Raw genomic sequence first — 24,036 nt, forward strand, 5'->3', positions numbered from 1 at the left:
GCAGGGCGCGCCGGGGGGAGAGCCGGTCCGCAGGGGCCGGCGGGTGCGTGACGCGGTGGCTTCAGCCCGCGCAGGGTTCGAAAACCTGATCCGGCGGGAACACCTTGACGATGTCCATGACGTAGGCCGGCTGCGGCGGCTTGCCCGTGGCCACCACGCCCCACAGGCCGTTCTGCATGGCCTGGTGGTCGCAGGCGCGCATGGTCTTCTTGCCTTCCACGGAGTTGGCGCGTTCGCTGGCGGCAAACGCCTCGACCCACTTTTCCTTGTCCCAGGTGCCGGTCTTGTCGACCACGTCCAGCCACCAGCTCATGCCGTCGTAGGCTTCGCCTGCGGCGGCCGAGGGGAACTCGTTGTATTTCTTGCGGAAAGCCTCGACGAAGGCCTTGTTGGCGTCGTTCTCGACGGTGAAGTGATATCTCACGCCCGATTGCACGCCGACCGCGGTGGGGCCGACGCCGGCTGCCATGGTCTCGTCGGCGATCACCGGACCAAAGATCTTGCGCGTCTTGCCGAGTTCGATCTGGCCGGCCTGCTTGACCATGGTGACGGCGTCCGAGCCCGTCATGAACAGCGCCACGCCGTCGGCGTTGGAGCGCGCGATCTTGTCGGCGATTGAGGAATAGTCGCGGTTGCCCAGCGGCGGGAAGTCGGCGCCCACGATCTCGATGCCGGCCTTCTCGGCTTCGCGCCGGTACCAGTCCCAGCTGTCGCGCGTGGCCTGGTAGTCGGCCGTCACGCCGTAGATGCGCTTGAGCTTCTGCTCCTTGGAGTAGGCCAGCGCCATGCGCTGCTCCATGCCCAGCGTGTTGGAGGTGCGGAAGGTGTAGCGCGAGCCGCCCGGCACCGTGATCTTGTCGTCGGCCGACATGGTGACCAGATGGGGAATCTTGCGCTGCTTGGCGATGTTCATGATGGCCAGCGTGCTGGCCGAGCTGACCGCGCCGAAGATCATCTGCGATCCATCGGAGATCAGGCGGGTGGTTTTCTGTACCGCGGGCTGCGGCTTGGTTTCATCGTCTTCCCAGGTGACCTGGATGGGCTTGCCCAGCACCTTGCCGCCGCGCTGCTCGATGGCGATGGTGACGCCCTTGCGCATGTCTTCGCCAAAGATGCCGTAGGTCCCCGACAGCGAGACCACGCCGCCGATCTTGAACGTGTCGGGATCGGCGGCGCGCGCCCCTGTCGCATACAGGGCGCACAGCGCCAGCGCGCCGCAGGCGGCGTGACTCCATGTCTTCATTTTTGTCTCCACGTATTTTTCATTATGGCTCGTAATGTTTTACGTAGCTCAGTTGAAATACTACGTTTTGGACTGTGATGTGAAAAATTGGGGAATACCCGAGCGCCCAGACAAAAAAACCGCCCCGAGGCGGCTAGCGCCTGGGGCGGTTTGGGGTGGGGGCCGGCTTGCGGTCAGCGCTGGCGCGCCTTGGTCTGCTTCAGCGCCGACTGCACCATGCCTTCGACCAGCGGAATGACCTTGTCCGCCAGCTCGGGCCGATAGCCGTAGGGATGCGTTTCGTCCATGTAGGTGGACTGGCACATTTCCAGCTGGATGGCGTGGACGTTGTCGGCGGGCTTGCCGTAGTGGCGTGTGATGTAGCCGCCCTTGAAGCGGCCGTTCACCGCCCAGGTGTAGGCGGTGTTTTCGCGCAGCCGCTCTTCGACTGGCGCCAGGATGTCGGGCGCGCAGGCCGCGCCGTCGGCGGTGCCGATGTTCAGGTCGGGCAGCTTGCCTTCGAACAGGCGTGGCAGCACGCTGGCGATCGAGTGCGCTTCCCACAGCAGCACGGTGCCGTGCTCGGCCTTGATGCGGTCGATTTCCTCGCACAGCTTGGCGTGGTAGGGCTTCCAGTAGGTCTGTAGCCGGTGTTCGCGTTCCGCGTCGGTCAGGACGGCCGCGTTGCGGTAGAGGGCGTCGCCGCGGAAAGTCTGGGTCGGGCACAGACCGGTCTTGGTCTGGCCGGGATACAGGCTTTCATCGTTGGGCGGACGGTTCAGGTCCACCACGTAGCGCGAATAGCGCGCGCCAATGACGGACGCGCCCAGCGTCTCGGCGAACTTGTACAGCGTGTCCAGGTGCCAGTCGGTGTCGCCCGACTGCAGCCCCAGCGGCGTCATCTGCGCGCGCTGCGCGTCGGGGATCATGCTGCCCAGGTGGGGAATGGAGATCAGCAGCGGCGCCGTGCCGCGGCTGAATTGGTAGATATCGCTCAAGTAAAACTCCGGGGGAAATGGCGGGGCGCAGGCAAGGGCATGCCTGGCAGCGTCCCTGGGTATCCGGTATTGCGCCCGGCGGGGCAATGCCGGTAATCATAGTGGATCGGGCGCATGCCTAAGGCCGCGGCGGCGCGGCGTCGCCGGCCCAGGGCGCGCCGCCGCGCCATCTGTCGGCGATGGCGTCGATCAGGACGCGCACCTTGGGCGCCAGATGGCGGCGGTGCGGATAGACCGCGCACACCGGCGCGCCAGGTGGAGCTACGGATTCCAGCACCGGCGCGAGCCGGCCGGCGCGCAAGTCCTCGCCCACCAGGAAGGCGCCCAATTGGACGATGCCCTCGCCCGCCAGCGCGGCGTCGCGCAGCGCTTCGGTGTTGCCCAGCCGCAGGCGTCCAGCGATATGCACGCTGCGTTCCTGGCCGTTGACGGCAAAGCGCCAGGGGACCAGCGCGCCGGCATGGGTGTAGGCCAGGGTGTGGTGGCCGGCCAGGTCGTCCGGGCTGGCCGGCACGCCATGGCGGTCCAGGTAGCCGGGGGCGGCGCAGGTGATCAGGCGGTGCGGCGCCAGCACGCGGCGCACCAGCCGGCTGTCGGTTTCGCCGCCGATGCGGATGGCGACGTCCACGCCGTCGCGCACCAGGTCGATGTAGTCATCCGAAAAGCTGACGTCCGCCTCGACTTCGGGCCAATCGCGCAGGTACTCGCGCAGCAGCGGCATGATGTGCAGCCGCCCCAGCGATACCGGCAGGTCGATGCGCAGCCGGCCGCGCGGCGCCTGCTTGCGGCTGGCCATGGCGTCGGTGGCGTTGTCGACCTCGGACAGGATGCGCTGCGCGTGTTCGTAGAAGACGCGGCCCTCATCGCTGAGGCTGACGCTGCGCGTGCTGCGATGGAGCAGCCGGGCGCCCAGGCCCAGTTCCAGGCGCGCGATGCACTTGCCGACGGCCGAACGCGACAGGCCCAGCTTTTCGGCCGCGGCGGTAAAGCTCTGCGTGTCAGCCACGCGCACGAATGCGAGCAGGTCGCCGATGTGATCCAACCGGGCGGCCGGGTAGGATGAATTGCGCACGATTCGTCCCTTGTGTTTATTGATATTCCTACTTTATCAGCGAAATGGAAACAGTAGACTGCCTAGGGGTCGGCCCGGCAAGGGCTTTATTGGAACCCCTGATCATGACCCGCGGCATTTCCCCTGAAGACCACGCCTTCGCTGGCGCTTCGTGTACCGAACCCATGCCCGAGCGCGCCGGCTGGCGCGCGTGGCTGGGCGTGATCGCCGTGGGCCTGGCGACCTTTTGCGTGGTCACGACCGAAATGCTGCCGGTCGGGCTGTTCGTGCCCATCACCGCGGCGCTGGACGTTTCGGTGGGCATGGGCGGCTTCATGCTGTTCGTGCCCGCCATCCTGGCGGCGCTGTTCGCGCCGCTGGTCGTCATCGGCGCAAAGGGGGCGGACCGCCGCGTGATCCTTGGCGGTCTGCTGGCGTTGCTGGTCTGCGCCAACGCGGCCAGCGCCTGGGCGCCCAGCATGCCTTGGTTCCTGGCGGCGCGGGTGCTGGTGGGCTTTTGCATCGGCGGCGTCTGGGCGATCGCTGGCGGACTGGCGGGCCGGCTGGTCGGGCCGGGCTCGGTGGGATTGGCCACGTCCGTCATTTTCGGCGGCGTCGCGGTGGCGTCCGTGCTGGGCGTGCCCCTGGGCGCCTTCATCGGCGAGCTGGCCGGCTGGCGCGCGGCCTTCGGCGCCATGGCGGCGCTGTGCGCGGCCGTGCTGCTGCTGAATCTGCTCAGCCTGCCGCCGTTGCCCGCGGCGCGCACGCTGCGTCCGCGCCAACTGGTGTCGCAATTGGCCAATCCGAGCTTGCGGCGGGGTCTCCTGATCACGCTGTTCCTGGTCGCGGGCCATTTCATGGCCTACACCTTCGTTCGTCCGCTGCTGCAGATCCACGCGGCGTTCGGCCAGAACTGGATCGGACCGCTGCTTTTCGCCTACGGCGCGGCAGGCGTGGCGGGCAACTTCCTGGGCGGGACCGCGGCCGCCAGGCGGCCGGCCGCGACGCTGCTGCTGATCGCGCTCAGCCTGCTGGTGGTCTTGCTGCTGCTGGGCATACTGGGGCAACTGCGTCCAGCCGCCGCGGCCTTGCTCTTGCTGTGGGGCTTGGCCTATGGCGCGGTGTCGGTGTCGCTGCAAACCTGGATGATGAAGGCCGCGCCGGATGCCGTGGAAGCCGCCACCTCGCTGTTCGTCGCGGTGTTCAACCTGGGCATCGCGGCAGGTTCGCTGCTGGGCGTGCCCAGCGTGGACGCGCTGGGGCTGCGGACCAATTTGTGGCTGGCCGCGGCCTGCATGCTGTGGCCGGCGTGGATGCTGGCGCGGGCAGGGTGGGGCGAGTGGCGCGGCGGCTACGCGCGAAAGGCGCGCAACAGGGTGTCCACGCCGTAGCGGCAGGTAGCCAGATGCTCTTCGTTCGGGCCTTCGGCGCGGCCGCCGGTCAGCCGCGCGTGCGACGCGATGCCGTCGATCAGGTTGCCCAGGGTACGCGCCGCCTGGCGCGGATCGTCGATGCGCAGTTCTCCGCGATCGCATGCCCGTTTCAGGCACTGTTCCAGGGGCGCATGCAGTTGTACTTCCACCGCCAGCCGCAGGGATTCGGCCAGGTGCGGCAGGCGATGCGATTCCGAGACGATCAGGCGGTAGAGCGCGGCCGATTTGGGTAGCAGGGAGTAGTTCAAGAGGCGTCGCGACAGCTCGTGCAGGGCGGGGCCGACGGGCTGGTCCAGCATGGTGTCCGGGAATACCGTCGCGCGCATGTCGTTCAATTCATGCTCCAGCACCGCGACCAGCAACCCCTCCTTGTTGCCGAACAACTGGTAGGCGGTGGCCGCCGATCCGCCGGCCTGCCGCACGATGCTCTGGATGGAGGTTTGCGCGTAGCCGTGCTCCAGCAGTGACTGTGTGGCGGCTTCGAGCAGGCGCTCGCGGCGCGCCTCGCCCCGGCTGGTCAGCGCGCGCGGCGCCGTATCGTCTGGAATCGTGTTCACTTCATTCCCATGGCCGCGTGTGGGTCGCGGACTCTCTAGCGCCACGCGGGTGCCTGGCTAAAAATGTGTAATGTATAGTACATTACGCACTTGACTTCATTCAAGCAGCTGTGACCCGCCGCAACGGCGCCGCCTGCAGCGCTCATCACCATGATCGACGACCTGGTTCAATTGGGAAAACTGGTCAGCCTGGGGCTGGCCTTGATGCTGCCCCTGGCCAACCCCCTGACCTCCATGACATTGCTGCTGTCCCTGGGCCAGCAGATTCCCTATAAAGAGCGAGAACGCCAGGTCACACAGGCCGCCTTTTACGTGGTTGGCATCATGCTGGTCACCTACTACGCCGGCGCCTGGATCATGCATACCTTCGGCATTTCGATTCCGGGGCTGCGCATCGCGGGCGGGCTGATCGTAGCCAGCATCGGCTTCAGCATGGTGTTCCCGTCCGCGCCGTCGACCGCCTCCGAGGCCGACGTGGCTGACGCCCAGGCCAACCGGCAGACGCCCAACATCGCCTTCGTGCCGCTGGCGATGCCGGGCACGGCGGGTCCGGGCTCCATCGCCATGATCATCAGCGGCGCGGCAACCCTCGATGCCTCGGTGACGCAGACCTATGCGCCCTGGGTGATGGCGGTGACGCCCATCCTGGTGTTCTCCCTGCTTGGCCTGCTGTTCTGGATTTGCCTGCGGTCGGCGGGCCGCATCGTGGCCGTGATCGGCCAGGGCGGGGTGGAGGCCATCTCCCGCATCATGGGCTTCCTGCTCGTGTGCATGGCGGTGCAGTTCGTGATCAACGGCGTTCTGGAAATCGTGCAACAGCATGGCGGCATCTAATCGGGCCCGGCGCGGCTGCCTGGCGATTGCCGGGCGCGTCATCTTCAGCCTTGTTCTCATTCTGTCCGCGCTGTGGGGCGGCCTGGCCCTGGCCTACCGCTTGCCGGGCGGCGCGGTAGTGCAAGGCGCGGCGGCGCTGGCCTGGGCCGGGCTGTGCCTGTACGCGGCCATCGCGCTGTGGCGCGGGCGCGCGCGGCGCGCCGCCTGGACCTGGCTGGTCGGCATGGCCGCGCTATGCGTCTGGTGGCAGACGCTGGTCCCGTCCAACGACCGCATCTGGGCCGACGACGTGGCGCGCACGCTGCGCGGCAGCGTCTCCGGATCCATCGTCACCTTGGACAGCGTGCGCAATTTCGATTGGCAGGCCGATACCGACACGCGCTACACGGCGCGCTGGGAAAGCCAGCAATACAACCTGAACGAGCTGGTTTCCGTAGACATGGTCCTGTCGTACTGGGGCAGCCCGGCCATCGCCCATACGCTGGTCTCCTTCGGCTTCACCGACGGCCGCCACGTCGTGTTCTCGGTCGAGATCCGCAAGGAGCGCGGCGAACAGTTTTCCGAGGTCGGCGGCTTCTTCAAGCAGTTCGAACTGAGCGTGATCGCAGCGCAGGAGCGCGACATCCTTTACGTGCGAGCCGGGCCGCGCGCCGAACGCGTGTACCTGTATCCCGTCGACATGCCCGTGGCCGCCATGCGTGAACTGTTCCTGTCCTATGTGCGTACCGCCAACGAGCTGGCCGACGCGCCGCGCTTCTATCACACGGTGACGGCCAACTGCACGACGCTGGTCTACAGCATGGTGCGCGCCATAGTGCCGGGCCTGCCAATGGACTACCGCATCCTCCTGTCGGGCTACCTGCCGGAATACCTCTACGAACAAGGGGGACTGGATACCAGCAAGCCTCTGGCCCAGTTGCGCGAACAAGCCTACCTCGGCAAGCCCGCCTTGCCCGGTCCGGATCCGGTTGCGTTCTCGCGCGCCATCCGCCAACCGCCCGCCGCCGGGGCCGCGCAATGAGTGGAATCTGGACGGCCGGCGCGAAGGGCTGCGCGATCCTGGCCCTGCTGGCGTGCGCCGGCTGCGCAGGCGTCAAGGTATCGTCTGTCAGCACCCAGGATTACATCGCCCAGCGCCGCGGCGACGTGCTCACCACCGGCCAGCTGAGCGCGTCCGCGCGCGAGTCCATGGCCGTGCTGGGCCTGAACGCGCAGGAATGCCGCAAGGACCGCGACGCCTGCACCCATGCGCTTGCCACCATGGATGGACTAGACAGCGAACGGCGCCTCTCCACGCTGTCCGAAGTCTGGCTGATGGAGGCGCTGGCCACGGAAAAACAGCGCCCCGACAGCCAGGCCGGCCAGGACGAACTGCTGGACGCCTATCTGCAGACGGCGCGGGCCGCCTACGCCTATCTGTTCTTCACGCCGCGCTCGCCCAGCGACCGCGCCTTCGAGGACCGCCAGACGCAGGTGCGCGACTATTACAACTACGCGGTGCAACAGGCCGTCACGCGCCTGTTCGAGCAGCATCGCGGCCGTCCGCCGGAGCCCGGGGCCAGCATGGCGGCGGGGCCCTGGCAGGTGGTGGGCGAGATGTCCGACGTCAAACTGCCCGGCGGCAAGCAGTTTCCGCACGAACTGGTGCCCGCGGCGAACTTGACCTTCCGCGGGCTGCGCAGCATGTACCGGCGCGACGGCTTCGGCGCCGAACTGGTGGCGGTCACGGCGCGCCGCGTGAACGATGCCGACACCTTCAAGACGCGGTACAGCGAAACGCCGTTTCCCGCCGTGACCGTCATCATGGGCTTTCCCGGCGATACGCTGGAACAGGTCATGGCCACGCAAAACGCGACCCTGGCAGCCTACGACCCCTACAAGCGGGACACGGTGGAACTGGCCGGCACGACGGTGCCGCTGGCCGCCAACTTCACCTCCGGCTACGGCTTGTGGCTGGCGCGCTCGGGCTTCGCCACCCAGGCGCTGCGCAACGTGCTGGGCAATGAAGAGGGCATCGACGCGCCGCACGTCTATCTGTTGCAGCCCTACGACCCGGACCGGCGCACCGTCGTCATGCTGCACGGCCTGGCCAGCAGCCCCGAGGCCTGGATCAACGTCGCCAACGAAGTGCTGGGCGACGAAACCCTGCGCCAGAATTACCAGATCTGGCAGGTTTATTACCCGACCAACGCGCCGCTGGCGCTGAACAACCGCGCCATCCGCGACGCGCTGCGCCAGACGATCGGGCATTTCGATCCCATGGGCGCGGCGCAGGCTTCGCGCGACGCCGTCATCATCGGGCACAGCATGGGCGGCGTATTGAGCCGGTTGCTGGTATCCTCCTCCGGCACCGTGCTGTGGGATGCGCTGCGCGACCACGCCAAGCTGGACGATGCCCGCCTGGCCCAGGCGCGCGCCGAATTCGATCCGGTGTTGAGCTTCGAGGCGTTTCCCGGTATTTCACGCGCGGTGTTCATCGCGGCGCCGCACCGGGGCACGCCCTTTGCCGAGAACACTTTGTCGCGTTGGCTGTCCAACCTGATCACGCTGCCCGTGACCGTAGTCAGGCAGTTCGCCAAGCTCAACAGGCTGGCCGACGGCGATGGGCCGGCCCGCGAATCCTCGATCCGGATATCCAATGGCGTGGACAACCTGAGCGAAAAGGACCAATTTGTGAGACTGACCGCGTCCATGCCGATTTCGCCGGCGGTGCGTTACCACAGCATCATCGCGAACAACACGCCCGGCATCCCGCTGGCGGATTCGGATGACGGCCTGGTCCCGTACCGCAGCGCGCATCTGGACGGGGCCGAATCCGAGAAGATCATCGACTTCTCGCATAGCGTGCAGGAGACGCCGCAGGCGATCCTGGAGCTCAGGCGCATTTTGCGGCTGCAGCTGGAACAGGGGGCGCGCTGATGCACGGGTTATTGTTCGGCCTGCTGGGCGCTGCCGCCGGTATCTTGATCGCGGCGCTGTTGCGCCAGCCGGGCGTGCTGCTCTATGACTGGATCGCGACGCGCGCGGCGGCCAGGCATCAGGCCGTCCTGCGCAAACGCCAAGCCCTGATCGTCGAGGCGGCGGCGCGCGATGCCGCGAAGGCCAAGCGCGGCCGGCCGCCTGTCACGCAAGCCGGATAACCCTGAGCGGCGCGCCGAGATGGCCCGCCGGGGACGGCCGAGCCGGCCTATCGGGATCCCAGTCCCAGGTGCCCGCGCAGCGTGCTGTGTTGGTACTCGGTGCGGAACAAGCCCCGGCGTTGCAGCACCGGAATCACGTGCTCGACGAAATCGTCGATCCCCCCGGGCAGGGAAGGCGGCATCAGATTGAAGCCATCGGCGCCTTCGTTGCGGTACCAATGCTCCATCCGGTCGGCGATCTGTTCGGGCGTGCCCACCATGGTGCAGTGGCCGCCGCCGGCCGCCAGCCGTCCGAGCAACTGGCGCACGGTGGGCTTTTCGGTTTCGATGATGCGCAGGATGGTCGCGTAGCGGCCCTTGGGGCCGGTGAATTCCGCCAGGGGCGGCAGAGCCGGCACGGGCGCGTCCAGCTCCCAGGCGGAGCAGTCCTGCAGCACGAACATGCCCAGCTGGCGCAGCGAAGCGTCGCTGGGCAGCAACACGTCGAGCTCGCGCTGCTTGGCCCGGGCCTCGGCCTCGGTTGAACCCACGTAGGTGACCAGGCCCGGCATGATCGGCACGAAATCCTGGCGTCCGGCGGCCAGCACGCGCCGCTTGATGTCGCGGTAGTAGGCTTGCGCAGCGGGCAGGTCGTAGGCGACTGCGTAGATCGCTTCGGCGCGCCGGGCGGCCAGATCGCGCCCCTGGTCCGAGGCGCCGGCCTGGAACAGCACCGGGCGGCCTTGCGGCGGACGCGGCACCGTCAGGGGGCCATCCACCAGGAAATGCTCGCCGTGATGGCCGATCTTGTGCACGCGCGCGGGCACGCCGTAGTCGCCGGCGCGGTCGATGGCCAGGGCATCCGCGTCCCACGAGTCAAACAGCTTCAAGGCGACGTCGACGAATTCCTCGGCGCGCGCATAGCGCCAGTCATGCCCCGGCATGGACTCGTAGCCATGATTGCGCGCTTCCGCGTCGAACATGGATGTGACCACGTTCCAGCCCATCCGACCGCCCGAAATATGGTCCAGCGAGGCCACCATGCGGGCCGCGTGAAAGGGCGTGAAGAAGGTGCTGGAGACCGTGCTGATCAGGCCGATGCGGGAGGTGGCGCGCGCGATCGCGGCCATGGCGGTCAGCGGTTCCAGGTGCCAGCGCGGGCCGTCGCCGATGTTGTCGACCGATTGCCCATCGGCAAAGAAGATGGCGTCCAGCTTGCCGCGTTCGGCGGTGCGCGCCAGTTCTTCGTAATAGGCGATGTCGCCCAGCCGCTCGGCGGCCGAGTCCGGATGGCGCCAGGCGGCGCGGTGATGGCCGCAGCCGAAAATGAACAGGTTCAGATGCAGCATGGCGATCCGGCCCGGACAGGGGCGGTAAAAGGCGCGATAGGCATGGTCAGGCTCTACGATTGCAGCGGCGGACAGGAAAACGGCCGCCGCACGCGGGCGAACTTAGCACAAAAGCCGCTGGCGGGCGTCCGCGCCCGGCGCGTTGACATTGGCGTGCCGCTCTCCTAATCTTGCGGCAATTCCTGGGGGAGCCCTGCAAGGGCTGAGATTCCGCGACATCGCGGTAACCCTTTGAACCTGATCCGGGTAATGCCGGCGAAGGGAAGGACATCGCGCAGTCCGCGCGCCCTCCCTAGACTTTCATTCATCTTGCGGCCTGCGTGCCAGCGGGGCCGCCGCGTTGCGCGTCCGGCCACCCGCCGGCAGCGGGAGGACCGAAACCCATGTTGACCCAATCCACCGCCCTGATGTGGCTGCTGCTGTTTTCGGGCGGCTTTGCCGTGGCCAGCGTGCTGTACACGCGCCGCAAGCGCGGCACGCTGGAGGACTACATCGTCGCCCGCAACAGCCAGGGCGCCTTCGGCACCATCCTGACGCTGATGGCTTCGACCCTGGGCGCGTGGATCCTGTTCTCGCCCGCGCAGGCTGCCACCTGGGGCGGCCTGGCGGCGGTGATCGGCTACGCGCTGGGATCGATGTCGCCGCGCCTGGTCATGATTCCGCTGGGACGGCGCATGCGCGAACTGATTCCCCACGGACACACCCTGACGGAGTTCCTGATGGCCCGCTACGGCCGGCCCATGTACGGCCTGGCGCTGTTCATCATGCTGTTTTATCTCTTCATTGCCCTGTCGGCCGAAGTCACGGCGATCGCCAAGCTGGTCACCATGCTGGCGCCCGTGCCGCTGTGGGCCACCGCCGCCATCGTGATGGGCACCACCTTGCTCTACACCACCTACGGCGGCCTGCGCTCGTCGATCTTCACCGACCAGGTGCAGATGATGGTGATCGTGCCCCTGCTGGTGATTCTGTGCGTGGTCGGCTGGCAGGCCGCGGGCGGCGCCATGCCCACCATCGAAGCGCTGCAGGCCAAGGCGCCGCAGCTGCTGGACCTGACCGATCCGGTGGGCATCAAGGCGGGGCTGACCTTTTTCGTCGCCATCCTGCTGACGGGGATTTTCCACCAGGGCAACTGGCAGCGCATCTATGCCGCCCGCGATGCCCGCTCTATGCGCAACGGCTTCCTGCTGGGCGGCCTGCTGGTCGCGCCCTTCATCTTCCTCATGGGACTGTTCGGCCTGGCCTTCGTCGGCCTGGCGCCCCAGGGCGACAGCTCCATCGCGCTCTTCAGCGTCATCATGCCGCATGCGCCCGCGTGGTTCGTGATCGCGTTGATTCCCTTGGGGCTGTCGCTGGTCATGAGCACCGCCGACACGGCGATCAGCGCCGTCTCCAGCATCATCGCGGTCGACATGCGCCGCCTGATGCCCAACGCCAGTTCCATGACCATGAAGCGCCTGGCGCGCTGGCTGGTGCTGTTGATGGCCATTCCGGTCATGATCGTGGCCTCGCAGGGCTACAGCGTGCTGTACCTGTTCCTGCTGGCCGACCTGCTGTGCTCCGCCGCTGCCTTTCCGGTGTTCTATGGATTGTTCAGCCGCAAGCACGACGGCCTCACCGCCACTGTCGCGACCCTCTCCGGCTTGGCGGCAGGCCTGTTCTACTTCCCGGCGCCGGGCGACAAGCCCTCGTTCCTGCTGGAGTCCTTCCTGCTGGCGGCGGTGGTGCCGGTGGTGACGACGGTGCTGATGCGATGCCTGCTGCGCGGCCGCAAGGAGTTCGATTTCTCGACCCTGAGCGCGGCGGTGCGCAGGCTGGATCGGGACCCGGCGTGAGCAGCGGGCCGGCTGCGTGACGCCCCTGCCGGGGCGCCGCGCAGCTCTTATGGCGCGCGCAGCGCCTTCTTGTCCACCTTGTTGGCGCCCGTGTAGGGCAGGGCGTCGAGTATGCAGACGACCGCCGGCACCTTGTAGCGCGCCAGGTTCGACTGGCAGTGCGCGATCAGCCCGGCTTCGTCGATTGCCGCGCCCGGCCGCAGGACGACGAAGGCGCGGATGACCTCGCCGCGATAGCTGTCCGGCCAACCCACCGCGGCGGCTTCGGCCACGTCCGGATGCAGGTACAGCACCTCGTCGATCTCGCGCGGGTAGACGTTGTAGCCGCCGGAAATCACCAGATCCTTTTTACGGTCGCGGATGTACAGGAAACCGTCCTCCGCGAACTCGCCGATATCGCCCGTATAGAGCCAGCCGTCGCGCAGGGTTTCAGCGGTGGCGTCCGGCCTGGCCAGATAGCCTTGCATGATCTGCGGCCCACGCGCGCGGATTTCGCCGCGCTGGCCGGGCGGCAGCACGACCGTGCCTGATTCCAGGTCGACCACCTGTACCTCGGTGCCGGCCACGGGCGTGCCGACCGAACCATGGCGGGCGCCGGCCGGGCCGTTGTAGGTGAGGATGGGGCCCGCTTCAGTCTGGCCATAGCCCTCGTAGATCGGCGCGCCTACCGCAGCTTCCCAGCGCCGGTGCACTTCTTCGGCCAGCGGGGCGGATCCGGAATAGCAGACGCGCACGCTGGACCAGTCGGTGGCCGCGAAGCGCGGGTGCGACAGCAAGCCGGTGTAGATGGTGGGGCTGCCGGGAAACAACGTAATGCGCTCGCGCTCTACGGTGTCGCAGACGTCGTCGGGCCGGTAACGCGGCAGCACCACCAGCGTGGCCGCGGCGCTGGCGGCCAGGAACAGGCCCATGGCCATGCCGTAGGAATGGAACAGCGGCATGGCGCAAAGCACGCTGTCGGCGCCGTAGCGGGTGGGCAGGGCCAATTCCCGCTGCAGCACATTGGTGGCGATGGCGTCGCGTCCGAGGATCACGCCCTTCGGGTGTCCGGTCGTGCCGCCGGTGTATTGGAGCAAGGCCGGCGCCTGGGCGTCGGCATCGTCCAGCGGCGCATCGTCCAGGCCTGGCTCCGGCTTCAGCCACTCACGGGCCTCGTCTTCGGCGACCAACGGGATGCCCAGCGCCGCGGCCAGCGACGCCGCGACGGCCGCCGATGCCGCGTCCGCAATCAGCAGAGCGGGCTGCGCGTCGCGCAGGATGAACTCCAGTTCGCGCGCGGTATACAGCGGATTGAGCGGCACATGCTGGTTGCCGGAGCACTGCAGCGCCAGCGTCACCACGCAGGCCAGGTCCGAATTGCCCAGCAGCGTTGCGATGCGCGCGCCGCAAGGCGCGTGGACGCGCAGATGGCGGGCCGTCGCCCAGACTTCGGCGGCGTAGCGCCGGTAATCGACGCGACGTGTGCCGCAAACCAGGGCCGTGCGTTCGGGCCAGTCGCGCGCCGCGCGGGCCAGCAGGGCGGGAATGCGCAGGACGCCTTCAAGGCTGGATTGGCTCATCGTGCCGCTCCGCCAGCGTCCACGCGCAAGACCACGGCCATCGCGCTGTCGCCGGCCGCGCAGCCCGTGAACAGGCCCAGGCCGCCGCCACGCTCGGCCAGTTCTTCGATGAGCTCGATGACGGACCGAAGGCCGGTCGGACTTTGGGGATGGCCCCACACCAGCGAGCAGCCATAGTTGTTCATGGCCATGACGTCGAACCCCGTGGCGCGCGCCAGCGCAATGTCCGAGACCACGAAGGGGTTGTGCGTCTTCACCGCATGCAGGTCGGACACGGCCAGGTTGGCGCGTTGCAGCGCGTGGCCGGCGGCTTCGATCGGCGCCTGCGGCATGTAGCCCTTTTCGGTGCGCGACTGGCCGAAGCCCAGAATCTCGATGCCGATCTCGGGGCGGCGCGACAACTCACGCGCACGCGCGGCGGTTGCCAGAACCATGCCCGCGTTGCCGTCGGCCGGATGCGTCTGCCCGCCATAGGTGATGGTGCCGCCGGGCAGCACGGGCGCCAGGCGCGCCAGACCCGCTTCTGTGGTGGCATGGATGCCTTCGTCACCTTCCAGCACCGATGCGATTTTGGCGTAGCGCGGGTCGGGCACCTCGAAGGGCAGCGTCATGTAACGCTGTTGGAACCGGCGGCCGCCGGCGCAGGCCTGCGCGTACTGCTCGTAGCGGCGCAGCGTGACGGCATTCTGTTCGTCCGTGGAGATGCCATGGCGCTCGGCCACGCGCTCGCCGGTCTGCAGCATGGACAGGCCGCTCCAGGGATCGTGCGAAAAATTGTCCAACACCCAGTTTTCATGCGCGCCGGAGCCGCCGGGGCCGGCGGGATCGGGATGGTAGAGCTGCGGGCCGTTGGACACGCGGTCGGCCATGAGGACCAGCGAGGTTTCGGCGTTGCCGAGCATGAGTTCGGCCGAGGCCGCGGCCAGGCCCCGCACCGAGGTGGCGCAAGCCTGCGAGACCACCGGCCCCGCCAGATGGGGCGCGCCAAGCATGCCGGCCACCCAGGGCAGGCCGTAGAACGAGCCCTGCTGCGGCACCGAGCAGCCCAGCACCGCGCTTTGCAGCGCCGCGGGCGAGATGCCGCGGCGCTCCAGTTCACGGCTCGCGGTCCAGGCCGCGAAACGCAGGCTGTGCAGGCGCGACAGGCTGCCCTGCCAGCGCGAGAATGGGGTGCTCCAATACACGCCATAGGGAATGTGTACGCCGGTCATGCGGACTCCTGTTGCAAGAAGGGCGGCTTACGGCAGGAACTGCCAGGCGCCCGAACGGGCCTGCATCAGCACGACGCCGCGCTCGTCCAGACCGTTGTGGTTGGTGGGCGACATCATGTAGATGCCCTGGGTGCCGACGGTGCCCTGCAGGCTTTCCAGGGCGTCGCGCAGCGCCTGGCGGAAGGCGGGGGTGCCGGGCTGGGTGCCCGCGGGAATCTTGGCCACGGCCGCGTCCAGCAACAGGTAGGCGTCGTAGGTGTAAGGCGCGAAGGCGTTGCGCGAATCGGCGCCGTAGGTCGATTCATACTGCTGGGCGTAGCGCGTGGCGACCGGCTTGATCGGGCTGTCCGCGGGCAGCTGTTCCACCACCTGCACCGGGCCGCTGGGCACAATGACGCCATCCACGCCCTTGCCGCCCAGCTTCAGGAAATCCTTGTTGATCACGCCATGCGTGTTGTACTGGACGCCCTGATAGCCGCGTTCGCGCAGCGACAGATGGGGCAGGGCGCCCGGCGTGCCCGAGCCGCCGACCAACACCGCGCCGGGGTTGAGAGCGACAATCTTCAGCACCTGCGCCGTGACCGAGTTGTCGGTGCGCGCGTAGCGTTCGTTGCTGAGCACCGTGATGCCGCGCTTGGCGGCCGATTCCTGCAACGCGCGGTAGACGGCGTCGCCCCAGGCGTCCGAGAAACCGATGTAGGCCACGCTCTTCACGCCGCGCTTGGCCATGTCGGCGGTCAGCGAGTCCACCATCAGGTCTATGCCATGGGCCACCACGAAGATCCATTCGGCGCGGTCGGGGCTGACCATGATGGGCGCCAACGAGAGCTGCGGCGTGCGCGCTTCGCGGGCGACTTCCGTGACCGCCATCGAGGTCGGCACATTGCTCGGGCCGATGATGGCGTCCACCTTGTTCTCGGTGATCAGCTTGCGCGCCGTCCTGACCGCGGACGACGGATCGGTCGCATCGTCCAGCGCGATGTACTCCACCGGTTGGCCGCCCAGCGTCTTGGGCAGGAGCGGCACGGTGCTGCGGTATAGCGACCCCATGGAGGCTCCGGGGCCGGTGCTGCTGGCGATCACGCCGATGCGGATGTCGGCGGACGCGGCGGCGGGCGCCAGGGCGCAGGCCAGCGCCAGCGCGGCAAGACGATGAAACATGGCTATTCCCCTTTTTTTGGATATCACCCGGTTAGCGGGATGACCCTAGTATGGGCGTGTTGGCGATAACTGGATAATTGCGATTCCTTATCAATCGATAACCAACTTGCCGGGCGTATTCCATGCCGGACATCCCCCCTTTGCGGCAGCTGCGGTCGCGCCTGCGCATCCGCCACCTGGTCTTGCTGGACGAGCTGGGACGGGTCGGCAATCTGCACCGGGCAGCCGAAGCGATGCACCTCAGCCAGCCCGCGCTGAGCAAGCTGCTGGGCGAGGCCGAAGCGCTGGCCGGTCAGCCCTTGTTCGAGCGTTCGCATCACGGCGTCGCGCCGACCGCGCTGGGTTTGCTGATGATCGACCGCGCCCGCCTGCTGCTGAACGAACTCGACGCGACGCACGCCGAACTCGCCGCCGCTGCCAACGGCGCAAGCGGCAAGGTGAGGGCGGGCATTTTCCCGGTGGTGGCGCATCTGCTCGTGCCCCTTGCGGCGCAACGCCTGCAGGAGACGCATCCGGCCCTGCGCATCGAGCTGTCCGAAGGCCTGGAAAAGCAGTTGTTGCCCGCCTTGCGCGCAGGCGAGCTGGACTGCGTGGTGGGACGGCTCGGGGTGGATGGGGCGGACGCCGACCTGCAATGCGAGATCCTTTACGACGAGGCCACCGCCGTGGTCTGCGGCCCGGCCCATCCGCTGGCCTCGCGCAGCCGGTTGAGCGGCGCGGCGCTGGACAAATGCCGCTGGGTGCTGCCGTCGCGCAACGCGGCGCTCTACAGCATGGTCGCCGCCGCCGTCTCGGCGCGCGGCGCGGGCTTCCCGCAGGTTGCCATCGAATCCAGCGCCATTCTGACCATCGTCTCGCTATTGCAGCGGACCTCGCTGCTGTCGGCCATTCCGCTGCGTGTGGCTCGTGCTCTGGCGGCCAATGGGCAACTGGCCATCCTGCCGCTGGCCTTGCAGGCGCGGCTGCACCCCGTGGGCATCATGACGCGGCGGGACGTGCGCACTGCGGCTGCGGCGTCGTTGTTCCTGGATGCGTTGCGAGACGCCGCGACGACAGTGCGCGTCGACGAAAACGTTTGAATATCGCCTGTCAATAAATAAAAAATGAACAAGTAATTATATTTGTTTAAATTTTGAAATATTTCAGGAGTTTAACTATATTGTGACTGCGGCGTTATTGATTTTCAGCCGTGCGATTTTCAAATGATGGCGATGCAAATGCACGAGGGTGGAATTCGGAATGAAGCCGTGGGCACAAGACCTTTTATTGGCGACTAATAGCGCGACCACTGAGCAAGCCGTTTTCACGGAGGTGGCCACCGCTGCATTGAATCTGGGGTTTTCTTATTGCGGGTATGTGGTGGGGGCGGCCTTGCCGTTTACCAATCCCCAGGTCGTCATGATCAGCAATTATCCAATCTCCTGGCAGGAGCGTTACGCGCAGGCGCGTTACGTGGAGATCGACCCCACCGTAAAGCACTGCGGCCAGTCCGCGATACCCATCGTCTGGTCGGACAGGGTGTTTGCGGGAACGCCTGAGCTTTGGGACGAGGCGCAGGCGGCAGGCCTTTGTGTGGGGTGGTCTCAGTCGAACCTGGACGCTTACGGAACCGGGGGGATGCTGACGCTGGCCAGACAGAAGGAGCAACTCTCCGACGAGGAACTGATTAGCAAGGAATTGCGCATGCGATGGCTGGTGACCGCTGCGCACCTGGCATTGAGCAGGGTCACGCTGCCGCGATTCAAATTGGCGCCGGATACTCCATTGACGCGTCGCGAGACCGAAATTCTAAAATGGGCGGCGGACGGAAAGACCAGCAGCGACGTGTCCGAAATACTGGCGATTGCCGAGTCGACGGTCAGATTTCACACGAAGAACGCCATTTCCAAGCTCGGCGCCCGAAATCGGACTGCAGCCGTGGCGCGCGCCGCGCTGCTCGGACTCTTGCGATAGGTGGGCGGCGCATTGGCGGCCCGCCGATCTCCGCATGTTGCGGGATCGAGATTCCGCAGGCGCCGGAATCCGGCGCATAAAGCAAAACAGGGCACCACATCGCTAAATGTAGTGCCCTGTCTTGGCGGGAATTTTGGTGGAGCGGAGGAGGATCGAACTCCCGACCTTCGCATTGCGAACGCGACGCTCTCCCAGCTGAGCTACCGCCCCAATGAAGCAAGACCAAGACTATACAGGAATGTTCTTGGCCTGCGCAATATGCCGCCGTGCAAAAAATCAGGCGAATTCCAAGGTTGCCACCACGGGGGCGTGATCGGACGGTTGCTCGTTGCGGCGCGGCTCCTTGTCGATGACGCAGGCGGTGCAGCGTTTGACCAGCGGCGCGGACAGAAGGACGTGATCAATGCGCAGGCCGGCATTGCGGCGGAACGCGAACTGGCGGTAGTCCCACCAGCTGAAGGATTTCTCCGGCTGCTCGAAAAGGCGGAAGGAATCCGCCAGTCCCAGGTCGATCAGGGCGCCGAAGGCCTTGCGCTCCGGCTCGGACACCAGCACCTGGCCTTCCCATTTCTCGGGGTTATGCACGTCTTCGTCGGCTGGCGCGACGTTGTAGTCGCCCAGCACCGCCAGCCGCGGATACTGCTTGATCTCGTCGGCCAGCCAGGCGCGCATGGCTTCGAACCAGTCCAGCTTGTAGGCGTACTTGTCCGAACCCACCGCCTGGCCGTTGGGGCAGTAGGCGCAGACGACGCGTACGTCGCCTTCGGCGCTGGGAAAGGTCAGCGCCAGGACGCGCTGCTGCGGATCCTCATAGCCGGGAATGTTGCGCACCATGGACGTGCCGGGCACGCGCGAAATGATGGCGACGCCGTTATAGGTTTTCTGGCCGGCCCAGACGGCGCGGTAGCCGGCCTCGGTGAAGGCGGCTTCGGGGAACTTGTCATCCGTGAGCTTGAGTTCCTGGATGCACAGCACGTCGACGGGATTGGCTGCCAGCCAGTCCAGCACCTGCGGCAGGCGCACATTCAGGGAGTTCACGTTCCAGGTGGCTAATTTCATGATTTTCGTAGACCGTTTGTTTATGCGGTTCTTGAGGGTGCTGCCTTCCAAAAACCCGTTCTAGCTACTCATCTGGCTACTCATCCGGGGCGTGGTTGGCAGGCGCCGGGGACAAGGCCAGATGATACCCGCTCATGCTGCCTTCTTCTGCTTGCTCCGTTCGATCAGCGCCTGGACGCTCTCGACGGTAATACGGGTGGCGTCGCCGATCTGCACTTTCTCCAGGTCGCCGCGCTTGATCAGCCTGTAGATCATGGTGCGCGACAGGCCCAGCACTTCCTCCGCCTCCCTCAGTCGATATAGCAGCTTCGGCGCCGCGACCGGTGTTTGGTGTGTGGCTGCGTGTGCCATTACTGCTCCTTGTTGTCGGTGCGCACGCCGATGGCGTAGACCGTGACCGGGTCCGGGCCGAAGTGCGGGTGCGTGATGGTCTTGATGGTGTAGCCCTGCCAGGGGAGCACTAGGCGGCGGTCGGCATCGTCGCGGCGCGGGTAGCCGCGGGTCAGCACGATCCGGTCATAGCTCCTGTCCTCCAGCCTGTTGGCCCAATGGAGTGAGAGAAGCCGGTATTCCTCCGTCTTCATGCCGGCCTTGATGGCGTCGAAGTATTCGCCCTTGAGGGCCAGATGCAGGTCAGCCATTTGCGCCTCCGTCCTAGTTGTCGGGGGCGATGGGCGGCAGCGGCGGCAGCTTTATGTCGTCAGGCATTGCCAGTCTCCTCGATTCGGTACTCGCGATGGAAGCCGCCGCCGGGCCCTTCGTGCATCACCTGCGTAACCTTGATGCCGTGGGGGCGGCCCTGCCTATCCTCGATGCTGCCGTGCGCCCAGGGCCCGAGCAGCGCTTTCCAGTCCTCTGGAATCAGTGCCAGCACCTGGGCATCTGTGCCAGCTCGGTCTGGGTAAGCCTTGATGGTGGCGATGATGGTCTCGATGAAATCGCTGCTCATGGAAATGCCCGCCCTGGCCGAGTCTGAGGGTGACATTCCTGGGAACGGCCAGTCGTAATGAGGGACCAGTATCGGTGCCCGCGGGATTTTGACTGTGGACGCCAGGTTGGCCGCCGAGAACAATTTGCCCTGCATGCGGTCAGGCATCGTTGCCTCCCTTCTGCGCGCCCGGTTGCGAGGACAGTGCATCCAGTACATGCAGAACTTGCGCCAGTTCGGGCCACTCGTCGCCCTCGTAGAGGTCGGTGATTTGTTGCGCTGCTGATCTCAAGGCATCGCGCACCGCCTCGCTGGCCTGGGCCGCGGCATAGAGCTTTGTTCCAGCGTCCACCGCCTCGAAGTCCACCAGCGGCACGATGATGGCGCGCTCGTCGTCGGGCGGGCTATGCGGGTCAATCTGCACCTCTGCAACCGCCTCCCCGGCTACAGAGGCGCTTGCCAGGGCGGCGTGCGCGGCCTGGCCCTCTCTGTATGCATCGAAATAGATGCGGCCAGCGCGCAGCACCGGCGGCTCGTCGTCAAAGCCCTTCTGCCAGGCTTCGGCCAGGTCCTGATGGCCGGCGTGCGGCTTCACTGGCCGCTCATTGGCTACAGGGGCGCGCAGCTTGGACAGCAGGGCGGCCTGCACAGCAACGCATGCCATCAGCAGCCCGTCGGGTGAGTACGCCTCATTGGAATGCACTTCCCATGCGGCGGTGGCGATCGCCATCAATTGGTCATCACTAAACCGGATTTCATGCGCCTGGGCGGCGGTGGTTTGGTCGGTCATGAGAAAAGATCCTTTTGCCCGCCTACCTCGATTTGCCGGTAGTAGAGCGGTTCGTAGTAGGCCGCCACGGTGTCTTTCCAGACGCCTGGCGCGATGCGTTCAAGGTTGGTGAGGTAGTGCAGCGCGCTGTTGCCGCGCGGGCCGTCGTCAAGGTACGGCTGGTGGTGTGAGTTCAAGCCCCAGCGGCGCATGGTCCAGTGATCGGGGCCCTGGGTGTCGTCGGGCAGGATCTGGACCACCTCGTAGCAGTAGAGGAAGGGGTGGAGCCGGGCCACGGGCCGCAGGAACGTGCCAGGTACTGGGAACATGGCGGGGTCCATTCCTCACCTCCCTCCGGCCTGGTTGAACTGGCCGGCGCCCTTCGATTCCACGGTCACCGTTCGGAAGCAGTCCTTCCCGCAGTTTTCGGTGTGCTTCGCTGTGACATCGCCGGCAATGCTGGAGAAGTAGACACGTCGGTTGCCGTCGCTGAATCGGTAGATAGTGACGCCGCGGTGCGTGAATAGCTCGTCGACCTGAATTTCCCTGTTGTCGGTGCCGGATACGGACACAGGGTCTTTGGAGCAGCCCACAAGGGCGAGGGCTGTCATGATCATGACCAGGCTGCGCATGGTTACCTCTCTCCCTGGATGCAGTGCGGGATAGCGTCGAAGATCTCTTCGGGCGATTGGCGGACGGTATGGCTCTTTCCGTTTTGGGTGTGGATTACTGCTCTCGATCCGTGATAGCTGTTCAGCACGGCGGTCACGGAGACTATGAAATTCGGATTGATCGCGAGGGCATTCCCGTCGATATCCGTTAACAGGATCAGGCTCATGCCCCACCCCCTTTGCCCTGCTGGGCGGCAATGGCGGCGGCATAGTGCTCCTGCGAGCAGTACCCGTTGCCCATATGGAGGATGTTGGACGGGAGTCCGCATTGGCACGCCGGCAAGGGATCGGCCTGGTTGGCGTCGAAGTACGCCTGCGCCTCGGTGCCGTAGGGTTCATCCTCCTCGGGAATGTGACCCGGCCCGGCTAAGCCGTTCTCGATCCACCGCATACCTGCCTCGGCGCCTGCGCCGTGCTGCCATTCGATCCAGGCCGCCTGCTGCGCGACCGTAATGTTGTGGATGATCTTGCTGAGCTCGGCAATCAGGTCGGTCTTACGCGTGAGCTCATGCGCATCGCCAGCAGCGGAGAAGCCCGCCGCCGCAAGGGCAGCGCGCATGCGAATGCGGAAATGCTCCTGCTGATCCCTGCTATCCGGGAGGGTGCTGAACCAGCCATTGATGGCGGCGTCCACGACTTCAACGGGGATGGATATCTCGGGGGCGCTCATGCTGTGACTTCCTCCTTGCTGCGGTCGTAGGTTTCAATGCCCCAGGCAAGGGCGAAGCAGCACCAGCGGAACCGGCGCGTGTAGTCGTTGAAGTTGTGGTCCCAGAGATCGTCAAAGAACCAGGTACGGCCAGGGCCGGGGGTATAGCGGGACGGGGTCCAATTGAAGTCGTTTGCGGCGGTGCAGGCGTAGTGTTCGCCGTCATTGATCCGGTTCAGCACGTCGCAATCCACTGCCTCCCAGAGTTCGCGCCGTTCGTCCTTGGTCAACAGCCTGCGCGCATCGCCGCGGATCCAGTTCAGCCGATACTCTTCTATGACCTTGCGGAACTTTGCCAGGTCGAACTCTTCGGCAGCCCCACCGCGCCGACTGCCGTTGACGGCCTCAAGCTTCTCGGACCAGTACGACAGATTGACCGCCAGTCGGCGCCCGCGCCGTTGTGCGTACTCGCGATCTGTGCGGAAGAACTCGAACATGTCGGCCAAGCGCGTAAACACATAGGTACCCATGTCGCCCGTGTAGCAGAGGTATCCCGGCCAGGTGATCAGATCGAAGTGCATGCACATCGTGCCGGGCTTGCGGAAGCGGATGTGGCGGTACACGCCGTCATCCCGCTTGACCTCCATGACGTGATCGGCCACGTCGCGCAGGAATTCGTTTTCGGTAAGAGCGCTCATGCGGTGGCTTCCTCTTGTTCAAGGTCGATAGGTGCCTGTGTATCGGGGGCGGCTTGCTGTGCCTCCGTGGCGGCTTTCTCGGCGCGTTTGGCGCGGACGGTTTCGACGGCGCCGTGTGCCCGAAACAGGTTGATCAGGTCTTCGGCCTTTACCGTGATGGTGTCGGCGGCTACGCGGCCTTCCTGGATGTCGATGAGGATTGCGCGCTGGTTGGCGTCCAGTCCCTTGATGAAGGAGTCCACGCCGCTGATGAGCGGGGAGACGACTTTGCGGGGGAGGGCGCGGCCGTGGATGGTGCTGGCGGTCACCTTGGACTTGCCGGCGGCCTTGACCTGGTCAACCTTGCCGCTGAGGAAGTCGCCAGCCTTGGCGCCCAGCCTGCGCACGGCGTCGATAGCGACCTCGGCGGACACCTTGCAGCTGCGGACCAGTTCTTGCACTTCGCGTTCGGCGTCGGCCAGGACAAGGTAGTTTTCGACATGGGTACGGCTGCAATGGACGAGGGCGGCAATCTCGGCGCTGTCCAGGCCGGCGCCGCGGAAACGCTTGAAGCCACGCGCCGCTTCCAGGGGACGCAGGGGAGAATTCTTGTTGCTGGTGTATACGCGTGCCAGGCGATCAATCTTGTTGCCCTGGAAGGCCACGATGGAAACCCAATCGATGGGGAATCCCTGGGCGATGGCGCGTCCCATGGCATCGAAGCGCCGATGCCCGTCGACAAGCTCAACGCCCGACCCGTCAGCCATCGCGATGACCTCCAGCGGCGGCAGCGTACCGCCGGCCAGGATGTGGGCAAGCAGTTCCTGAATGTCGGTTTCGTAGAAGTCGTCCAAATCGCGCGGGTTGAAGTCGGGGGCAACGTGAATCCGGTCGTACTGGATCTTCATCGCGTCGGCGCGCTTGATCGTCTTGTCCAGAATCATCGTCTTGAACGATGCGGGGGGATGGGTCATGCTGACACTCCGGGGAGTTAAGATGCA

The 24,036-nt window shown here is 66.1% G+C and carries 27 protein-coding genes, 1 tRNA gene and 1 riboswitch; of the genes, 8 read left to right on the forward strand and 20 right to left on the reverse strand.

Annotated elements, in window-relative coordinates; all coding sequences use genetic code 11:
• Nucleotides 1–61 precede the first annotated feature (61 nt).
• The 3 genes from ACM1PE_RS08635 to ACM1PE_RS08645 form a co-directional block, all read right to left on the reverse strand.
• Nucleotides 62–1,243 carry an ABC transporter substrate-binding protein gene (locus ACM1PE_RS08635; RefSeq protein WP_118933009.1) on the reverse strand — a complete coding sequence of 394 codons (1,182 nt, stop codon included), beginning with the start codon at nucleotides 1,241–1,243 and terminating at the stop codon, nucleotides 62–64.
• A 173-nt stretch (nucleotides 1,244–1,416) separates the two neighbouring features.
• Nucleotides 1,417–2,220 (reverse strand): N-formylglutamate deformylase, encoded by an 804-nt coding sequence (hutG, locus tag ACM1PE_RS08640; RefSeq protein WP_059374208.1) that lies wholly within the window; start codon nucleotides 2,218–2,220, stop codon nucleotides 1,417–1,419.
• 118 nt (nucleotides 2,221–2,338) lie between these two features.
• Entirely contained in the window at nucleotides 2,339–3,292 is a 954-nt protein-coding gene (locus ACM1PE_RS08645; protein WP_059374209.1) for a LysR family transcriptional regulator, read from the reverse strand.
• Nucleotides 3,293–3,396: 104 nt separating this feature from the next.
• Here ACM1PE_RS08645 and ACM1PE_RS08650 point away from each other — a divergent pair, with 104 nt between their 5' ends.
• Nucleotides 3,397–4,662 (forward strand): MFS transporter, encoded by a 1,266-nt coding sequence (locus tag ACM1PE_RS08650; RefSeq protein WP_059374473.1) that lies wholly within the window; start codon nucleotides 3,397–3,399, stop codon nucleotides 4,660–4,662.
• Here the strand turns inward: ACM1PE_RS08650 and ACM1PE_RS08655 are convergent.
• Nucleotides 4,623–5,261, reverse strand: a complete 639-nt coding sequence (locus ACM1PE_RS08655; RefSeq protein WP_059374210.1) for a TetR/AcrR family transcriptional regulator — start codon at nucleotides 5,259–5,261, stop codon at nucleotides 4,623–4,625. The two genes, ACM1PE_RS08650 and ACM1PE_RS08655, sit on opposite strands and share 40 nt — an antisense overlap.
• Nucleotides 5,262–5,411: 150 nt before the next feature.
• Here ACM1PE_RS08655 and ACM1PE_RS08660 point away from each other — a divergent pair, with 150 nt between their 5' ends.
• The 4 genes from ACM1PE_RS08660 to ACM1PE_RS08675 are packed head-to-tail and all read left to right on the forward strand — an operon-like array spanning nucleotide 5,412 to nucleotide 9,235.
• Entirely contained in the window at nucleotides 5,412–6,095 is a 684-nt protein-coding gene (locus ACM1PE_RS08660) for a MarC family NAAT transporter (RefSeq protein ID WP_059374211.1), read from the forward strand.
• Nucleotides 6,082–7,116: a DUF4105 domain-containing protein gene (locus ACM1PE_RS08665; RefSeq protein WP_419342991.1), complete on the forward strand. Its 1,035-nt coding sequence runs from the start codon at nucleotides 6,082–6,084 to the stop codon at nucleotides 7,114–7,116. The genes ACM1PE_RS08660 and ACM1PE_RS08665 overlap by 14 nt, the downstream gene beginning before the upstream one ends.
• Nucleotides 7,113–9,014, forward strand: coding sequence for an esterase/lipase family protein (locus tag ACM1PE_RS08670; RefSeq protein WP_419342992.1), 1,902 nt, complete (start codon nucleotides 7,113–7,115; stop codon nucleotides 9,012–9,014). The genes ACM1PE_RS08665 and ACM1PE_RS08670 overlap by 4 nt, the downstream gene beginning before the upstream one ends.
• Nucleotides 9,014–9,235: a hypothetical protein gene (locus tag ACM1PE_RS08675; RefSeq protein ID WP_419342993.1), complete on the forward strand. Its 222-nt coding sequence runs from the start codon at nucleotides 9,014–9,016 to the stop codon at nucleotides 9,233–9,235. Before ACM1PE_RS08670 ends, ACM1PE_RS08675 begins: the two co-directional genes overlap by 1 nt.
• A gap of 47 nt (nucleotides 9,236–9,282) precedes the next feature.
• On the opposite strand, the gene ACM1PE_RS08680 is transcribed toward ACM1PE_RS08675, so the two are convergent.
• Nucleotides 9,283–10,563, reverse strand: a complete 1,281-nt coding sequence (locus ACM1PE_RS08680; protein WP_059374215.1) for an LLM class flavin-dependent oxidoreductase — start codon at nucleotides 10,561–10,563, stop codon at nucleotides 9,283–9,285.
• 174 nt (nucleotides 10,564–10,737) lie between these two features.
• A riboswitch (TPP riboswitch) is annotated at nucleotides 10,738–10,844 on the forward strand.
• 102 nt (nucleotides 10,845–10,946) lie between these two features.
• Here ACM1PE_RS08680 and ACM1PE_RS08685 point away from each other — a divergent pair.
• A complete protein-coding gene (locus ACM1PE_RS08685; protein WP_059374216.1) occupies nucleotides 10,947–12,398 on the forward strand; it encodes a sodium:solute symporter family protein in 1,452 nt (483 codons plus the stop codon).
• 47 nt (nucleotides 12,399–12,445) lie between these two features.
• Here the strand turns inward: ACM1PE_RS08685 and ACM1PE_RS08690 are convergent, their stop codons facing one another.
• From ACM1PE_RS08690 to ACM1PE_RS08700, 3 genes are read right to left on the reverse strand one after another with little or no spacing between them, the layout of a single operon-like run.
• A complete protein-coding gene (locus ACM1PE_RS08690) occupies nucleotides 12,446–13,957 on the reverse strand; it encodes an AMP-binding protein (RefSeq protein ID WP_059374217.1) in 1,512 nt (503 codons plus the stop codon).
• The gene (locus tag ACM1PE_RS08695) at nucleotides 13,954–15,168 is read right to left on the reverse strand and encodes a thiolase family protein (RefSeq protein WP_280014871.1); all 1,215 of its coding nucleotides are present in this window, start codon (nucleotides 15,166–15,168) and stop codon (nucleotides 13,954–13,956) included. Before ACM1PE_RS08695 ends, ACM1PE_RS08690 begins: the two co-directional genes overlap by 4 nt.
• A 27-nt stretch (nucleotides 15,169–15,195) precedes the next feature.
• Complete coding sequence (locus ACM1PE_RS08700) at nucleotides 15,196–16,329, reverse strand: ABC transporter substrate-binding protein (protein ID WP_059374219.1); 1,134 nt, start codon at nucleotides 16,327–16,329, stop codon at nucleotides 15,196–15,198.
• A 122-nt stretch (nucleotides 16,330–16,451) separates the two neighbouring features.
• Here ACM1PE_RS08700 and ACM1PE_RS08705 point away from each other — a divergent pair, with 122 nt between their 5' ends.
• Together ACM1PE_RS08705 and ACM1PE_RS08710 are read left to right on the forward strand one after the other, a co-directional pair.
• Nucleotides 16,452–17,408: a LysR substrate-binding domain-containing protein gene (locus tag ACM1PE_RS08705; RefSeq protein WP_419342994.1), complete on the forward strand. Its 957-nt coding sequence runs from the start codon at nucleotides 16,452–16,454 to the stop codon at nucleotides 17,406–17,408.
• 160 nt (nucleotides 17,409–17,568) lie between these two features.
• Nucleotides 17,569–18,282 (forward strand): autoinducer binding domain-containing protein, encoded by a 714-nt coding sequence (locus ACM1PE_RS08710; protein ID WP_059374221.1) that lies wholly within the window; start codon nucleotides 17,569–17,571, stop codon nucleotides 18,280–18,282.
• 134 nt (nucleotides 18,283–18,416) lie between these two features.
• On the opposite strand, the gene ACM1PE_RS08715 is transcribed toward ACM1PE_RS08710, so the two are convergent.
• The 12 genes from ACM1PE_RS08715 to ACM1PE_RS08770 all read right to left on the reverse strand — a co-directional run bounded on the left by ACM1PE_RS08715 (nucleotide 18,417) and on the right by ACM1PE_RS08770 (nucleotide 24,009).
• Nucleotides 18,417–18,492: transfer RNA gene (locus ACM1PE_RS08715), tRNA-Ala, on the reverse strand.
• 66 nt (nucleotides 18,493–18,558) lie between these two features.
• Nucleotides 18,559–19,341: an exodeoxyribonuclease III gene (gene xth, locus ACM1PE_RS08720; RefSeq protein ID WP_059374222.1), complete on the reverse strand. Its 783-nt coding sequence runs from the start codon at nucleotides 19,339–19,341 to the stop codon at nucleotides 18,559–18,561.
• A gap of 132 nt (nucleotides 19,342–19,473) precedes the next feature.
• A complete protein-coding gene (locus ACM1PE_RS08725) occupies nucleotides 19,474–19,692 on the reverse strand; it encodes a helix-turn-helix domain-containing protein (protein WP_419342996.1) in 219 nt (72 codons plus the stop codon).
• Nucleotides 19,692–19,982, reverse strand: a complete 291-nt coding sequence (locus tag ACM1PE_RS08730; protein ID WP_419342998.1) for an ASCH domain-containing protein — start codon at nucleotides 19,980–19,982, stop codon at nucleotides 19,692–19,694. The genes ACM1PE_RS08725 and ACM1PE_RS08730 overlap by 1 nt, the downstream gene beginning before the upstream one ends.
• A 59-nt stretch (nucleotides 19,983–20,041) precedes the next feature.
• Complete coding sequence (locus ACM1PE_RS08735; RefSeq protein ID WP_419343000.1) at nucleotides 20,042–20,437, reverse strand: hypothetical protein; 396 nt, start codon at nucleotides 20,435–20,437, stop codon at nucleotides 20,042–20,044.
• Nucleotides 20,430–21,059, reverse strand: a complete 630-nt coding sequence (locus ACM1PE_RS08740; protein ID WP_419343001.1) for a hypothetical protein — start codon at nucleotides 21,057–21,059, stop codon at nucleotides 20,430–20,432. The genes ACM1PE_RS08735 and ACM1PE_RS08740 overlap by 8 nt, the downstream gene beginning before the upstream one ends.
• Nucleotides 21,056–21,367 (reverse strand): hypothetical protein, encoded by a 312-nt coding sequence (locus ACM1PE_RS08745; RefSeq protein WP_306636342.1) that lies wholly within the window; start codon nucleotides 21,365–21,367, stop codon nucleotides 21,056–21,058. Before ACM1PE_RS08745 ends, ACM1PE_RS08740 begins: the two co-directional genes overlap by 4 nt.
• A 15-nt stretch (nucleotides 21,368–21,382) precedes the next feature.
• Complete coding sequence (locus ACM1PE_RS08750; protein ID WP_419343002.1) at nucleotides 21,383–21,670, reverse strand: hypothetical protein; 288 nt, start codon at nucleotides 21,668–21,670, stop codon at nucleotides 21,383–21,385.
• Nucleotides 21,671–21,672: 2 nt separating this feature from the next.
• Nucleotides 21,673–21,876, reverse strand: coding sequence for a hypothetical protein (locus tag ACM1PE_RS08755; RefSeq protein WP_306636345.1), 204 nt, complete (start codon nucleotides 21,874–21,876; stop codon nucleotides 21,673–21,675).
• Complete coding sequence (locus tag ACM1PE_RS08760) at nucleotides 21,873–22,379, reverse strand: hypothetical protein (protein WP_306636347.1); 507 nt, start codon at nucleotides 22,377–22,379, stop codon at nucleotides 21,873–21,875. Before ACM1PE_RS08760 ends, ACM1PE_RS08755 begins: the two co-directional genes overlap by 4 nt.
• On the reverse strand, nucleotides 22,376–23,056 hold the full coding sequence (locus tag ACM1PE_RS08765; RefSeq protein WP_419343003.1) for a hypothetical protein: 681 nt from the start codon (nucleotides 23,054–23,056) through the stop codon (nucleotides 22,376–22,378). Before ACM1PE_RS08765 ends, ACM1PE_RS08760 begins: the two co-directional genes overlap by 4 nt.
• The gene (locus ACM1PE_RS08770; protein WP_419343004.1) at nucleotides 23,053–24,009 is read right to left on the reverse strand and encodes a ParB/RepB/Spo0J family partition protein; all 957 of its coding nucleotides are present in this window, start codon (nucleotides 24,007–24,009) and stop codon (nucleotides 23,053–23,055) included. Before ACM1PE_RS08770 ends, ACM1PE_RS08765 begins: the two co-directional genes overlap by 4 nt.
• Nucleotides 24,010–24,036 lie beyond the last annotated feature (27 nt).

The organism is Achromobacter sp. PD1 (assembly GCF_048541815.1).
Lineage (GTDB): Bacteria > Pseudomonadota > Gammaproteobacteria > Burkholderiales > Burkholderiaceae_B > Achromobacter > Achromobacter bronchisepticus_A.

Bases quoted from the DNA above. Each gene is read 5' to 3' on its own strand.
- ACM1PE_RS08635 (WP_118933009.1), bottom strand. From the start codon at position 1,243: ATGAAGACATGGAGTCACGCCGCCTGCGGCGCGCTGGCGCTGTGCGCC.
- ACM1PE_RS08650 (WP_059374473.1), top strand. From the start codon at position 3,397: ATGACCCGCGGCATTTCCCCTGAAGACCACGCCTTCGCTGGCGCTTCG.
- ACM1PE_RS08660 (WP_059374211.1), top strand. From the start codon at position 5,412: ATGATCGACGACCTGGTTCAATTGGGAAAACTGGTCAGCCTGGGGCTG.
- ACM1PE_RS08665 (WP_419342991.1), top strand. From the start codon at position 6,082: ATGGCGGCATCTAATCGGGCCCGGCGCGGCTGCCTGGCGATTGCCGGG.
- ACM1PE_RS08670 (WP_419342992.1), top strand. From the start codon at position 7,113: ATGAGTGGAATCTGGACGGCCGGCGCGAAGGGCTGCGCGATCCTGGCC.
- ACM1PE_RS08675 (WP_419342993.1), top strand. From the start codon at position 9,014: ATGCACGGGTTATTGTTCGGCCTGCTGGGCGCTGCCGCCGGTATCTTG.
- ACM1PE_RS08680 (WP_059374215.1), bottom strand. From the start codon at position 10,563: ATGCTGCATCTGAACCTGTTCATTTTCGGCTGCGGCCATCACCGCGCC.
- ACM1PE_RS08685 (WP_059374216.1), top strand. From the start codon at position 10,947: ATGTTGACCCAATCCACCGCCCTGATGTGGCTGCTGCTGTTTTCGGGC.
- ACM1PE_RS08690 (WP_059374217.1), bottom strand. From the start codon at position 13,957: ATGAGCCAATCCAGCCTTGAAGGCGTCCTGCGCATTCCCGCCCTGCTG.
- ACM1PE_RS08695 (WP_280014871.1), bottom strand. From the start codon at position 15,168: ATGACCGGCGTACACATTCCCTATGGCGTGTATTGGAGCACCCCATTC.
- ACM1PE_RS08700 (WP_059374219.1), bottom strand. From the start codon at position 16,329: ATGTTTCATCGTCTTGCCGCGCTGGCGCTGGCCTGCGCCCTGGCGCCC.
- ACM1PE_RS08705 (WP_419342994.1), top strand. From the start codon at position 16,452: ATGCCGGACATCCCCCCTTTGCGGCAGCTGCGGTCGCGCCTGCGCATC.
- ACM1PE_RS08710 (WP_059374221.1), top strand. From the start codon at position 17,569: ATGAAGCCGTGGGCACAAGACCTTTTATTGGCGACTAATAGCGCGACC.
- xth (WP_059374222.1), bottom strand. From the start codon at position 19,341: ATGAAATTAGCCACCTGGAACGTGAACTCCCTGAATGTGCGCCTGCCG.
- ACM1PE_RS08725 (WP_419342996.1), bottom strand. From the start codon at position 19,692: ATGGCACACGCAGCCACACACCAAACACCGGTCGCGGCGCCGAAGCTG.
- ACM1PE_RS08730 (WP_419342998.1), bottom strand. From the start codon at position 19,982: ATGGCTGACCTGCATCTGGCCCTCAAGGGCGAATACTTCGACGCCATC.
- ACM1PE_RS08735 (WP_419343000.1), bottom strand. From the start codon at position 20,437: ATGCCTGACCGCATGCAGGGCAAATTGTTCTCGGCGGCCAACCTGGCG.
- ACM1PE_RS08740 (WP_419343001.1), bottom strand. From the start codon at position 21,059: ATGACCGACCAAACCACCGCCGCCCAGGCGCATGAAATCCGGTTTAGT.
- ACM1PE_RS08745 (WP_306636342.1), bottom strand. From the start codon at position 21,367: ATGTTCCCAGTACCTGGCACGTTCCTGCGGCCCGTGGCCCGGCTCCAC.
- ACM1PE_RS08750 (WP_419343002.1), bottom strand. From the start codon at position 21,670: ATGCGCAGCCTGGTCATGATCATGACAGCCCTCGCCCTTGTGGGCTGC.
- ACM1PE_RS08755 (WP_306636345.1), bottom strand. From the start codon at position 21,876: ATGAGCCTGATCCTGTTAACGGATATCGACGGGAATGCCCTCGCGATC.
- ACM1PE_RS08760 (WP_306636347.1), bottom strand. From the start codon at position 22,379: ATGAGCGCCCCCGAGATATCCATCCCCGTTGAAGTCGTGGACGCCGCC.
- ACM1PE_RS08765 (WP_419343003.1), bottom strand. From the start codon at position 23,056: ATGAGCGCTCTTACCGAAAACGAATTCCTGCGCGACGTGGCCGATCAC.
- ACM1PE_RS08770 (WP_419343004.1), bottom strand. From the start codon at position 24,009: ATGACCCATCCCCCCGCATCGTTCAAGACGATGATTCTGGACAAGACG.